Origin of the sequence: Luteibacter sp. 9135 (assembly GCF_000745005.1) — a bacterium.
Taxonomy (GTDB): domain Bacteria; phylum Pseudomonadota; class Gammaproteobacteria; order Xanthomonadales; family Rhodanobacteraceae; genus Luteibacter.
This window is the reverse complement of the sequence record NZ_JQNB01000001.1, coordinates 2,080,577-2,093,294: the sequence shown is the minus strand read 5'-3', so window position 1 is coordinate 2,093,294 and position 12,718 is coordinate 2,080,577. Positions and strand designations below refer to the sequence as shown.

Sequence of the window (12,718 nt, the reverse complement as noted above, 5' to 3'; positions counted from 1 at the left end):
CCCCGGTTTGGACGTCTATCCGTCCAGCATACATCGATTCAGCGGCCGCGCAGGAACAGCCGGTCCAGCTCCCCCAGCGACAGCTGCACCCAGGTGGGACGGCCGTGGTTGCACTGCGCCGAGCGTTCGGTGGCTTCCATCTCGCGCAGCAGCGCGTTCATTTCCGGCAGGCCCAGGCGTCGGCCGGCACGCACGGAGCCATGGCAGGCCATGGTGGAGAGCAGTTCGTTTTCCAGTTCTTCCAGCCGGCGCGAGCTGCCGTGCTGGGCCAGTTCGGCCAGCACGTCGCGGGTGAGCTGGGCCACATCGGCGCTTTCCAGCAACGACGGCACGCGCCGCACCACGACGCCGGACGGGCCGCTGCGCGACAGCTCCAGGCCCCAGTCGGCGAGCGCCTCGGCGTGTTCTTCCGCCGCGGCCGCCTCGCGCGCGCTGACGGCGACCGACAGCGGCACCAGCAGCATCTGCGAGCGCAGGCTGGAGGTGACGCGGCCGTTCTTCAGTTTCTCGTAGGTGATCCGCTCGTGCGCGGCGTGCATGTCGACCAGCACCATGCCGTGCTCGTTCTCGGCCAGCACGTAGATGCTCTTCAGCTGCGCGATGGCGTAGCCCAGCGGGGGAATGCCACCCTCCGTGTCCGGTTCGCCGTCGGCGGCCGGCGGCGTCCAGGAAGTCGACGGCCGCGGCGTCGACAGGGACGTCGTGGCGCCGAACAGGGTCTTGTAGTCGGCCAGGGGTTCGTCGCGCACGCCCAGGCCCAGTCGCGACTGGCTGCCTGCCTGCGGCCAGGCGGGCATCGATGCCATGCGCGATCCCGCGCCACCGCTCGCAAACGTTCCCACCCCTGTCCCGTGCCCCGCGTCGATGCCGCCGGCCATGCCTGACGGCGCATCCGTCGAGGACGCTGCGCCCACGCCGGCACGCGTCTGCGCCAGTGCCTCGTGCAGCGTGCGGAACAGGAAATCGTGGATCAGCCGCTGCTCGCGGAAGCGCACTTCGCTTTTCGCCGGGTGCACGTTCACGTCCACGCCGACCGGATCGAGCGTGAGGAACAGCACGAACACCGGATGGCGGCCGTGGAACAGCACGTCCGCATACGCCTGGCGCACGGCGTGGGCGACGATGCGGTCGCGGACCAGCCGGCCGTTGACGTAGAAATATTGCTGGTCGGCCTGCGAGCGCGACGCGGTAGGCAGGCCGACCCAGCCGGACAGGCTCAGGCCCGCGGCCTCGTGGTCCACGCGCAGGGCCTGGCCGGGAAACTCGGGGCCGAGCACTTCGGCCACGCGCGCCAGCGCCGCGTGTTCGTCGCGTGCCGGCTTGAGCAGGCGCACCGGCTTGCCGTTGTGCGAGAGCCGGATATCGACACCCGCGCGAGCCAGCGCCAGCGATTTCAGCAGGTCGTCGATGTGCGCGAACTCGGTGCGCTCGGCGCGGAGGAACTTGCGCCGGGCCGGCACGTTGTAGAACAGGTCGCGCACCTCGATGGTGGTGCCCGGCGGATGCTGCGCGGGCCGCGCATCCTGCAGGCGACCGCCGTCCACGTCGATGCGCCAGGCGGCGTCCTGCCCCGCATGCCGCGAGGTGAGCGAGAAGCGCGCCACGGAGGATACGGAGGCCAGCGCCTCGCCGCGAAAGCCCATGCTGGCCACGCGCTCCAGGTCGTCGAAGCTGCCGATCTTGCTGGTGGCATGCGAGGCGACGGCCAGCGCCAGCTCATCGCGCGGAATGCCGCCACCGTCGTCGCGCACGCGGATCAGCCGGGAGCCGCCCTGCTCGATGTCGACCTCGATCCGGCGCGCACCGGCATCGATGCTGTTCTCGACGAGTTCCTTGACCACCGAGGCGGGTCGCTCGATGACTTCGCCGGCCGCGATCTGGTTGATCAGCTCGGGCGGCAGGGGGCGGATGGGCATGGATGACAACCTGACTGCGTTCAGGTCGAAAGCATAGCCCAAGGGCGCGGCGTCAGCTCGCGGGAATGACCATGACCGAGCCGACGCGGACGTTGTTGTCGTTCATCTTGTTGGCGATCTTGAGTGCGCCGACGGATACGCCGTACTGCTGGGCGATGCCGGTCAGGGTTTCGCCGCGGTTGACGCGGTGGAGGTCGCGCACGTTCTCGTCGGCACGACCCGACGGCGTCTCGACCCGGCCTCGTGCGGGCGACGGGGAGGCCTCGGCCTTGGCCAGGGCCTTACGGCCGGACGTCGTCACGCGCGAAGCCGCCTTGACGGCATCGGAAGCCACTGCACCGGCGTCGGACGCCACGGCGGGCGCCGCCGGTGCGGACGCGGCGGTGGCGGCCAGCGAGGTGCCGTTGCGCCGCGCGGCCTGCGCCGCGAACCAGGTGCCCGGCGGCGGCATGGATTCGAAATAATTGCGCACACCACCGAGCACCGCCGTGGCCAGTTCGCGGCGATGGCCGTCGTCGCGCAGGCGGCGCTCTTCCTCGGGATTGGTGATGAAGGCCGTTTCCACGAGGATGGACGGCACGTCCGGCGACCGCAGCACCACGAAGTTGGCACGCTCCACGTAACCGCGATGCGTCGGACCCAGGCGACCCAGCGCCTTGAGCACGTTGCCGGCGATGGATTCGCTGGCCTGCATGGCGTAGCCCTGCTGGAGATCCAGCAACACCGCCGCCAGCGAGTCGTCCTTGTCGTCCAGCGACACGCCGCCGACCAGGTCGGCGCGGTTTTCGCGATCGGCCAGCCAGCGCGAAGCCTCGGAAGTCTTGCCGCGCGGCGACAGCACCCAGACCGACGAGCCCTTGGCGTCACCGTTCTTGAACGCGTCCGCGTGGATCGACACGAACATGTCGGCATTGTGCTCACGGGCGATCTCGTAGCGGCGCTTCAACGGAATGAAGTAGTCGCCGTTGCGGGTCAGCACGGCCTGCATGCCGGGCTGGCGGTTGATCTGGTCGGCCAGCTCGCGCGCCACCTGCAGGGTGACGTCCTTCTCGCGCAGGCCGGTGGCGCCGCGGGCGCCCGGATCTTCGCCACCGTGCCCGGCATCGATGGCCACGACCACCTTGCGCTCGCCACCGAGCATCGGCGGCGAACCTGCCGGAATCGTCTTGCCCGCCTTGCCGCGCCTGCCACGCAGGGGAGCCACGGCGGGCGCTTCGGTGGGGGATTCGGCAATGGCGGTGGCCAGCGCCGGCGCATCCGTATCTGACGGGCTGTTGTCGCCTGGATCGCTCTGGCCGCCGGGGTACAGATCGAGCACCAGCCGATAGCCGTAATCGCCGGCCGGCTTGAGCAGGAAACTCTTGGGCTTGGCGCGGGCGTCCACGGTAGCCACCACGCGGGCGCCGCCGCCCTGCTTCCCCGCCGTCATGGACTGGAACAGGCCCTGCTTGCCCGGCGCGGCGAAGTTGCCCGCCACGGTGCTCCCGGCGATATCGAGGACTACGCTGCCGGGCGTATCGCCCTGGGACATCTTGTACGTGGCGGGGCCGGACAGATCGAACACCACACGGGTGTATTCAGGGCCGGCCCACACGCGCGCCGACTTGACGTCGGCGGCCAACGCCAGGGCAGGCGCCAGCGTCGCGAGGGCGATCGCGCACACGAATCCACGGAATTTGAAGATGATTCCCCTCATACGGCCCGGATTGAACTCCATGCGCCCGACGAATGCAATATGTTTTCCCTTGATAATCCATAACCTGCGAAACCTTCGTCAACGCACGTACAGGAATGTCGTCCAAACGAGGACATGTGCGTCAGCGCGGTAGTGCGGCGAGCACGCGCTGGCCAGATACCGTGCGGGCCTCCAGCCGTACCGCACGACCGCCGTCGCGGTGCCGGAAATGGAGTTCCAGGTCCACCGTCGGCAATGCTCCTGCGCCCCGCTCCGGCCATTCCACCAGCACGATAGCGCCGGGCTCCGCCAGGCTGTCCAGGCCGAGCCACTCCAGTTCGCCGGGGTCGGCGATGCGGTACAGATCGAGGTGGAAGGCACGTCGGTCGCCGATGTCGTAGCCCTCGACCAGGCTGTAGGTAGGGCTCTTCACCCGCTCGCCCACGCCCAGGGCGCGGAGGAAGGCCCGGGCGAACGTGGTCTTGCCGGCGCCCAGGTCGCCATGCAGGAACACGACCAGGCCACCGTCCAGGCCTGCGGCCATCTCGCGACCAAAGGCCAGCGTGGCGTCCTCGTCGGCAAGGATGCGTTCTTCGCTGCTACTCATGCGGGTAACCCGTTGACCAGCCGGCGCAGGGGCTCCAGCAGGTCGCCCGCCAGCAGCCCCCGCTCGCCTTGCCGCGCGGCCACGTCCGCCGCACGGGCGTGCAGCGCCACACCCAGGCAGGCGGCCTCGTAGGGATCGCAACCCTGCCCCAGCAAGCCGGCGATGATGCCGGTAAGGGTATCGCCCATGCCGCCGCTGGCCATGCCCGGATTACCCCAGGGGCAGACCGAGACCTGGCCGTCCGGCGAGGCGATCAGGCTGCCGTTGCCCTTGAGCACCACGACCGCCCCGTAGCGTTGCGCCAACTCGCGGACCGCTGCGAAGCGATCCGTCTGGACGGCCCGGGTATCCCGGCCGAGCAGGCGGGCCGCCTCGCCCGGATGCGGCGTCAGCACGACCTTCTCCGGCAGCGCGCGCGCATGGGTATGCAGCAGGTTGAGGCCGTCCGCATCCAGCACCGTCGGCAGGCCGGCGTCCAGCGCCGTGGTCCACAGCGCGTGACCCCAGGCGGCCTGGCCGAGGCCGGGCCCCAGCGCAACCACGGATGCCTTGTCCAGCATGGGCTGCAGCGCCTGCGGACCGTCGACGCCATGCGCCATCAGTTCGGGACGCGCCGCGTTCATCGCCGGCACGTTCGCTTCGCGCGTGGCCACACTGACCAACCCCGCGCCGGTGCGCAGGGCGGCCTCCGCGGCCATGCGCACCGCACCGCCGGTACCGTGGTCGCCGCCGATGGCCAGGATGTGCCCGTTGCTGCCCTTGTGCGAATCCCGTGGGCGTCGCGGGAGGGAGGCTTCCACCAGCAGGCGCGCGTCGGGCGCCTCCAGGATGCTGCCGGGCAGGTCCAGGCCATGCCGTTCGACGTCGCCGGCGAGCGCGGCGCGATGGGTATGCAGGCCACGCTTGTGCACGATGAACGTAGCCGTTGCCGCGGCCTGCACCGCGACGCCGGGGCACTCGCCGGTATCGGCGTCCAGCCCCGAGGGCACGTCCAGCGCGAGTACCGGGACACCGGCGGCGTTGATCGCCTCGATGGCGACCGCCGCCGCGCCCTCGGGCGCCCGGTTCAGGCCCGTGCCGTAAATCGCATCGACGATGACGTCGGCGGGAGCGAGTCCGGCCCAGGCGTCCCACGACAACACCGTGCCACTCGCGGCGACGAAGGCCTCGCGGGCTTGCACGGCGTCCACCCCCCGTGGGGCTTCCAGCGCGACGAGCTCGACGGCGAGGCCGAGATCCAGCGCATCGCGAGCCACGAGGTAGCCGTCACCGCCGTTGTTGCCGGCGCCGCAGACCACGCGGAGTCGCCGCGCCTGGGGCCAGCGCCGACGCAACATGCCAAACGCCGCGGCGGCCGCGCGCGTCATCAGCGTGAAGCCGGGTAGGCCGAGGTCGCCGATGGCGCGCTGGTCGATCGCGCGGGCCTGCGCGGACGTGAAAAGAGCGATATCGAGGTTGGGCGAGGTCATCGGAGGATTATAGGAGGGGCAAGTAGAATGCACGCATGCCCGCACCCGCCGACACCGACTACGCCGCCCTCGCCGACGACATCAAGCGTTGGGCGCGCGAGCTCGGATTCGCGGACGTCGGTATCGCCGGTACCGACCTGGGTAACGACGAGGCCTACCTGCAGCGCTGGCTGGACGACGGCCACCACGGCGAAATGGATTACATGGCGCGCCACGGCACGCGGCGCAGCCGTCCGGCCGAACTGGAGCCGGGAACGCTGCGGGTGGTCTCGGTACGGATGGATTACATACCGCCCGGCACGTCCAATGCCTGGGACGTGATCGAGGACGGGGAAAAAGCCTACGTCGCACGCTATGCGCTCGGCCGCGATTACCACAAGGTGATGCGCAACCGACTGCAGAAGCTGGCGGCACGGATCGGCGAGCACATCGGCGACTTCGGTTACCGCGCTTACGTGGACTCCGCTCCCGTGCTCGAAAAGGCCCTGGCCCGCAACGCCGGCCTCGGCTGGATCGGCAAGCACACGGTACTGATCAACAAGCGCGCGGGCTCGTATTTCTTCCTCGGCGAGCTGTACACCGACCTGCCCCTGCCCGTCGATCAACCGGCCAGCGCGCACTGTGGCAGCTGCCGGCGTTGCATCGACATCTGCCCGACGCAGGCGATCGTCGCGCCCTACCGGCTGGATGCACGCAAATGCATTTCCTACCTGACCATCGAGCTCAAGGGCAGCATTCCCGAGGCGCTACGCGCGCCGATCGGCAACCGCATCTTCGGCTGCGACGACTGCCAACTGATCTGCCCATGGAACAAGTTCGCGCAGGAAGCCACCGAGCCCGACTTCGCTCCAAGGCATAGCCTGGACGGCCCGCGCCTGATCGACCTGTTCGCCTGGAGCGAAGCGGACTTCCTTTCCCGCACCGAGGGCATGGCGATCCGCCGCACGGGTTACGAAGGCTGGCTGCGCAACCTGGCCGTGGGCCTCGGCAACGCCCCCACCTCCGACGAGATCGTCGCCGCACTCCGCGCACGCGCGGACGATCCATCACCCATCGTGCGCGAACACGTGGCGTGGGCATTGGCCCGGCATGCCGTGGCTGGCTGAACCACGATCACTGAGGTTGGCGCATCACGTCGCGCTGCGGTTCGGCCAATAATGGCGGCGCCTGCGTCTGGGCTGGGGGTGTGGGTCGTTCGACGGCCTGCTGCTGCGCCATGTTCGCCCAGTCACGACTGCTTTGCTCGATTGGCGCGTTGACCGCCTGCACCGTCTGCATTTCCGCTACCTGCTTATGTGGGGAGTTCAGTGCGCCTTGCACCGCGTAGGCTCGCGAGGCATCGTCGCTCAGCGCCACATGGTCCACACGCGTCATGCCGTTTGCACGTGCGGCGACTGCTGCGGACGCAGCGAACTGATCGCTCTGCACGTCCGGTACGCGCCCCTGCTGTGCGTCGAGCCGATGCACAGCATCGCGCGACTGCATGTACAGGGCATGGTCCGGATGATCGGGATGGTCTAGCCGCGGCGAGGGCGCCGCACCTTGCACGATCGGCACATACGTGTGCGTGGTGTCGCTTTGACGGAAGTGGCGGGCCGTAGGCGGGGCGGTACTCCTATCCGAATAAGGCATGGCCTGGTGGTTACTCCCGAGGTTGATGCCGTTCTCGGCCATGATGCGCGGATCGAGATGCAGCGACTTCAGGTTGACCGCCATGGTGGCCGGCGCGTGACCGGCGGGCGCCATGGCCTGGCCGTAATAGCGTTCGAATTCCACCGCACGCCCAACCGCGACCGCACCGTAGTAGTTGGCATAGGTGGAATTGCCGTTGTGCCCGAGTGTCGCGCCCTTGTCGAAGTAATTTTTGCCCTGCCCTTCGATGTTTCCCGGCGTGGAGGCCATCGAAAGATCGGGCTTGACCGCGAGATTGGAACGCATCGCGTAGGTCGGCGGCATGTGTGTGTTGTCGACCTTGATGAAATCGCCCATGCGGCCGGGATTTCGGTTGTAGATATCCTGCAGGGTGGGCGCGGGTGCATGGTTGATGCGGGCATCCTCGCGCGCAGCGCTGACCGTGGCGTTCCAGCCTGAAATCTGCGCACGCGCCTCGTCACGACGGTTAGCCGCGATGAGGTCGCCGATCGGCCGGGTGTAATCGTGAACATTGTTTGGCGACTGCGCGACGGCCTGCAGGTCGGTATCGAACTTCGCGCGAGCACGGGCGGTATCCGCCGCGTTGAAGCCATGCTGCAATTCGTGACCGAGAACGAACGTCGGCTCACCCGCATCGAACCGGCCACCGGGGGGCGTAGTGAGTGAATGAAGCGGAAGGCGCATCTCATGCGCACCGGGCGCATATTCGCCACCGGCGTTCGGATTGTTCAGCGGAACGATGCGCTGCAGATGCCCTGCCGCGACCGCCCGGTTCACCTCGTCGACGAGCGCCGGCGAGGCATTGATGGTCTGACGCAGGTTATTCAACTGATCGGGAGTGACGCCCGGCTGATGGCCGAAGGCATCGACGACGGCGGTGGCATTGGCGCTCAGGGGCATGACGGTTGCCTCAGCGAATCAAGACCATCTTGATACACGTAAGGTCCTTACCCGGGCCATCGCCAGGCTGGACCAGCGGATAGACCTCGACATGCTGGCCGGGGCGATCAAACGCATCGAAGTTCCATCGACCATGCTCGCCGCGCGAGGTCTGGCGGGTGAAACCCAGTTGCTCCAGCTCTGCGGTGAAATGAGCGAAGTCTGGCGAGCAGATGCCCTGCGGCGATGGCTCAGCCTCATCGACGGGCGAGAACGCGAGGTCCACCCGTGGACCGATCGAGGGCACCAGCTGGCGTTGCACGCTGAACGACCAGTCGCCGGGAAGTCGCTGTGCGTAACCATAGTGGTCGGCGCTTACGCGCGTTACAGGTACCCCAAGGGCCTGACCCATGGATTCCGGCGTCAGTTCCGTCACGGTCTTATGCGATCGGATCAGGGCCATGACTCCGTTGAGCGCCTGTGTGGCCGTGATCTGGCTAGGTGGCATGGAATCGTGAGTAGCGGAACTGCTCATGCGTGAGGTCTCCCGGGCCGGATGTGCCGCGCACGCCGCAGGCAGGGCAAGCGCTGAAATCAGCGTAGCAATGGCGCCCCATCGGTATGCTGCGGATGCGAAGCGGCTGGACCGCAACCTGTCGTCCTGGATCATCGTGCCTCCTCGATGCGGGTGCGCACCTGACGGGACGCATGCCCGACGCCATGGTGGCCCAAGCCTAGCAAAACCATCCGCACGAGGAATAAGGCACCGACGGCAAATTCAGCCGCCGGACACCTTCCTGGCCCAGGCACAGGCACAGGGCCTGGCGGAACGCTCAGGCCATGCCGCCCGACTTCTTCACGATCAGCATCGCCAGTTCCAGTGACTGCTCGTAGTTGAGCCGGGGATCGACCATCGACTTGTACGCGCGGTCCAGGTCCGTCTCCACCAGGCCACGGGCACCGCCGAGGCACTCGGTGACGTTCTCGCCGGTCAGCTCCAGGTGCACGCCACCGAGGCGGGTGCCGGCCGCGGCATGGATGTCGAACGCCTGGTCCAGCTCGCCCGCGATGTTGGTGAAGCGCCGCGTCTTGTAGCCGTTGCTGGTGCTCTCGGTGTTGCCGTGCATCGGATCGGCGACCCAGAGCACGCGGCGACCTTCCCGCTTGACCGCCTCAAGCAGAGGCTGCAGCTGCGTGGCGATCTTGTCGTTGCCCATGCGATGGATCAGGGTCAGGCGACCCGGCTCCTCATTGGGGTTGAGCACGTCGATCAGGCGCAGCAGTTCGTCCGGCTGCACGGTCGGACCGACCTTCACAGCGATCGGGTTGCGGATACCGCGGAAGTACTCCGTGTGCGCGCCGTCCAGCGCCGCCGTGCGCATGCCGATCCACGGGTAGTGCGTGGACAGGTTGAACCAGCCGTCCTGGCGCGGCACCTGGCGGGTCAGCGCTTCCTCGTAGTGCAGCAGGAGCGCTTCGTGCGAGGTGTAGAAATCCACCCGCGAATAGCTGGAGATCGACTGGCCGGCCAGGGTCTCCATGAAGCGCAGCGAGTCGCCGATGGTGGCGACCATGCGCTTGTACTCGGCGGCCAGCGGCGAGTGGTCCACCCAGGCCAGGTCCCAATACTCGGGGTGGTGCAGGTCGGCAAAACCGCCGTCGATCAGCGCGCGGACGAAGTTCATCGTCATCGCGGAGCGGGCATGGGCCTTGATGAGTCGCTGCGGATCGGCGCGACGCGCGGCCGGCGTGAACTCGGGGCTGTTGACCAGGTCGCCGCGGAAGGCCGGCAGGGTCATGCCGTCACGCGTTTCGGCATCGGCGGAGCGCGGCTTGGCGTACTGGCCGGCAAAGCGACCGACGCGCAGCACGGGCTTCTTCATGCCGTGCACCAGCACCAGGCTCATCTGCAGCAGCACCTTCAGCCGATTGGAAATGATCGGGCTGTTGCAGTCCGCGAAGCTTTCGGCGCAATCGCCGCCCTGCAGAAGGAATCGCTCGCCATCCTGCGCTTCGGCAATGCGCTGCTTCAGGGTGAGGACTTCCCACGAGGTGACCAGCGGCGGCAATTCGCCGAGCTGGGTCAAGGCGTGGTTGAGCTCCGCCGCGTCTTCATACGTCGGCTGCTGGAGGGCGGTCCTCGAACGCCACGAACCCGGCGTCCAGTCGGCGGACGAGGGAACTACGGCTTTGAGGGAGTGCTGCATGACGGTGGTGCCTTCGTAATGGCGCCTGGAGCGGCGCAGGAGAAATCAGCGAACGGTGCGACGGAGAGCGACAAGCGCCCAGACGATCAGGGCAATGAACCAGAGCAGGGTCCAGGCCGGCATGGGCAGCCCGAGGATGGGTTCGATCTTCGCGCACTCCCCGGAGCCGGTGAAGGCCAGCTTCAGCATCTTCATGAAGGGGAAGGCGTCGAACAGGTAACCCAGGCCGGGGCCGCAGGCGGGAACCTGGTCGGCAGGCAGCGATTGCAGCCACAGATGACGACCCGCCGTGGCAATGCCCCACAGACCACCCAGGGTGATGAGGCCCGCATACGTGAATCGGCCGCGTCGCGTCGCCGGCGCGTGCAGGCCACCCAACAGGAAGAACAGGCCCATGATGCACACCGCGATGCGCTGGAAAATACACAGCGGGCACGGATCCAGATGCATCACGTATTGCGAATACAAGGCGAAGGCCATCAGGCCGACGCAGACGAGGAAGGCCAGCAGGTAGCGCGAACGAAACGTCAGGGAGGAGAGAGCCATGGGTAACGGATAGGTGTCAGGACAACCACGTTAACCCGATGTGCATGCATTTGTCAGCAAGCACGTGAAGTTTCGTTTGTAACCGTAATTCAATCACTTGCATAAAAAAAACCCCGGCAGGTCACCCGGCCGGGGTTCTTTGGGACAACCTTGGCGCTTACTCGGCGTCGACGGCTTCGCCGGCGGTCGGGCGGTCCACCAGTTCGACATACGCCATCGGGGCGTTGTCGCCCGGGCGGAAGCCGCACTTGAGGATACGCAGGTAACCACCGGGACGCTCGCGGTAACGGGGGCCGAGTTCGACGAACAGCTTGCCCACGGCAACCTTGTCGCGCAGACGCGCGAAGGCGAGGCGACGGTTGGCGACGCCATCGGTCTTGGCGAGCGTGATGAGCGGCTCGGCAACGCGACGGAGTTCCTTGGCCTTGGGCAGCGTGGTACGGATAAGCTCATGCTTGATCAGCGACGAGGCCATGTTCTTGAACATGGCTTCGCGATGGCTGCTCGTGCGATTGAGCTTGCGACCGGATTTCTGGTGACGCATGACGTGTACTCTCTAAGTCTGTTGTTATGAAAAGCCGGCCGGGATGGACCGACGTTCCGCGGTTACCCGCTGATGCGAGGCTGTCAGTACGCCTCGTTATAAGAGGGCGGCCTCTATGGACCGCTGTCGATTCACGATGGAAGTGCACGGGGCATCCACCGGATGGCGCAAAGGAACGGGGCGATCGAAAAGCGATCGCCCCGTGTGAATCAACCCAGCTGCATGCCGTGAGAAAGACCCGGCGGCGGCCAGTTTTCGAGCTTCATGCCCAGTGCGAGACCACGCCCGCCCAGGACATCCTTGATTTCCGTCAGCGACTTCTTGCCAAGGTTCGGCGTCTTCAACAGCTCGACTTCGGTCTTCTGGACCAGATCGCCGATGTAGTAGATGCTTTCGGCCTTGAGGCAGTTCGCGGAACGGACCGTCAGTTCGAGATCGTCGATCGGACGCAGCAGCAGCGGATCGAACCCGCCCTTCTCCGCCTTGGTCGAATCGCTCTCGCGGCGCGAGAAATCGCCGAACACCGACAGCTGGTCGTTGATGATTTCAGCCGCCTTGCGGACAGCGTCTTCAGCACCGATCGTGCCGTTCGTCTCGATGTCGAGCACGAGCTTGTCGAGGTTGGTGCGCTGCTCGACACGAGCGGCGTCCACTTCGTAAGCCACGCGCAGGACCGGCGCGAACGACGCGTCGAGCTGCAGACGGCCGATCGGCCGCGTCTCGTCATCCGGATGCTGGCGCGCGCTGGCCGGCTGGTAGCCGACGCCACGACGAACCTTCAGGCGCATGTTCAGGGCCACATCCTTGGTGAGGTGGCAGATCACATGGTCCGGGTTGACGATTTCAACGGAGTGGTCGACGGCGATATCGCCTGCCGTGACCACGCCCTTGCCCTTCTTCGAAAGCGTCAGGGTGACTTCGTCACCGCTGTGCTGACGAATGGCGACATCCTTGAGGTTCAGCAGGACTTCGATCACGTCCTCCTGCAGGCCTTCCAGAGTGGTGTACTCGTGCAGCACGCCGTCGATTTCGACCTCGACGATCGCGCTACCCGGGATCGAAGAGAGCAGCACGCGACGCAGCGCGTTGCCCAGGGTGTGACCAAAGCCACGCTCGAGCGGCTCGACCACCACCTTGGCGCGGTTGGCGCCGAGCTGCTCGACGCTGAGGCCACGAGGCCGCAGCACACTAGTTGACGAAACTGCCATGCAAGGCTCCGGTG

11 protein-coding genes are annotated in these 12,718 nt (G+C 67.0%); 1 reads left to right on the top strand and 10 read right to left on the bottom strand.

The features are described from left to right. Positions 1 to 38 precede the first annotated feature (38 nt). The 4 genes from mutL to FA89_RS09025 all read right to left on the bottom strand — a co-directional run bounded on the left by mutL (position 39) and on the right by FA89_RS09025 (position 5,667). Entirely contained in the window at positions 39 to 1,916 is a 1,878-nt protein-coding gene (gene mutL / locus FA89_RS09040; RefSeq protein ID WP_036140179.1) for a DNA mismatch repair endonuclease MutL, read from the bottom strand. Between the two features lie 52 nt (positions 1,917 to 1,968). Beyond that, a complete protein-coding gene (locus tag FA89_RS09035) occupies positions 1,969 to 3,612 on the bottom strand; it encodes an N-acetylmuramoyl-L-alanine amidase (RefSeq protein WP_036143967.1) in 1,644 nt (547 codons plus the stop codon). Positions 3,613 to 3,733: 121 nt separating this feature from the next. After that, positions 3,734 to 4,198 (bottom strand): tRNA (adenosine(37)-N6)-threonylcarbamoyltransferase complex ATPase subunit type 1 TsaE, encoded by a 465-nt coding sequence (gene tsaE / locus FA89_RS09030; protein ID WP_036140178.1) that lies wholly within the window; start codon positions 4,196 to 4,198, stop codon positions 3,734 to 3,736. Beyond that, positions 4,195 to 5,667, bottom strand: a complete 1,473-nt coding sequence (locus tag FA89_RS09025) for an NAD(P)H-hydrate dehydratase (RefSeq protein ID WP_036140175.1) — start codon at positions 5,665 to 5,667, stop codon at positions 4,195 to 4,197. Before FA89_RS09025 ends, tsaE begins: the two co-directional genes overlap by 4 nt. 35 nt (positions 5,668 to 5,702) lie before the next feature. Between FA89_RS09025 and queG the strand changes: the two genes are divergently transcribed. After that, positions 5,703 to 6,773 carry a tRNA epoxyqueuosine(34) reductase QueG gene (gene queG / locus FA89_RS09020; RefSeq protein ID WP_036140173.1) on the top strand — a complete coding sequence of 357 codons (1,071 nt, stop codon included), beginning with the start codon at positions 5,703 to 5,705 and terminating at the stop codon, positions 6,771 to 6,773. Between the two features lie 7 nt (positions 6,774 to 6,780). Here the strand turns inward: queG and FA89_RS09015 are convergent, their stop codons facing one another. The 6 genes from FA89_RS09015 to FA89_RS08990 all read right to left on the bottom strand — a co-directional run bounded on the left by FA89_RS09015 (position 6,781) and on the right by FA89_RS08990 (position 12,704). Further along, complete coding sequence (locus tag FA89_RS09015; protein ID WP_051938645.1) at positions 6,781 to 8,220, bottom strand: XVIPCD domain-containing protein; 1,440 nt, start codon at positions 8,218 to 8,220, stop codon at positions 6,781 to 6,783. Positions 8,221 to 8,230: 10 nt separating this feature from the next. After that, positions 8,231 to 8,869 (bottom strand): hypothetical protein, encoded by a 639-nt coding sequence (locus tag FA89_RS09010; protein ID WP_221174289.1) that lies wholly within the window; start codon positions 8,867 to 8,869, stop codon positions 8,231 to 8,233. A 163-nt stretch (positions 8,870 to 9,032) separates the two neighbouring features. Beyond that, positions 9,033 to 10,406, bottom strand: coding sequence for a class II 3-deoxy-7-phosphoheptulonate synthase (locus FA89_RS09005; protein WP_036140170.1), 1,374 nt, complete (start codon positions 10,404 to 10,406; stop codon positions 9,033 to 9,035). 45 nt (positions 10,407 to 10,451) lie between these two features. Further along, positions 10,452 to 10,952 carry a disulfide bond formation protein B gene (locus tag FA89_RS09000; protein ID WP_036140168.1) on the bottom strand — a complete coding sequence of 167 codons (501 nt, stop codon included), beginning with the start codon at positions 10,950 to 10,952 and terminating at the stop codon, positions 10,452 to 10,454. 157 nt (positions 10,953 to 11,109) lie between these two features. Beyond that, positions 11,110 to 11,496, bottom strand: a complete 387-nt coding sequence (gene rplQ / locus FA89_RS08995) for a 50S ribosomal protein L17 (RefSeq protein ID WP_036140166.1) — start codon at positions 11,494 to 11,496, stop codon at positions 11,110 to 11,112. A 209-nt stretch (positions 11,497 to 11,705) separates the two neighbouring features. After that, positions 11,706 to 12,704, bottom strand: a complete 999-nt coding sequence (locus tag FA89_RS08990) for a DNA-directed RNA polymerase subunit alpha (protein ID WP_036115434.1) — start codon at positions 12,702 to 12,704, stop codon at positions 11,706 to 11,708. Positions 12,705 to 12,718 lie beyond the last annotated feature (14 nt).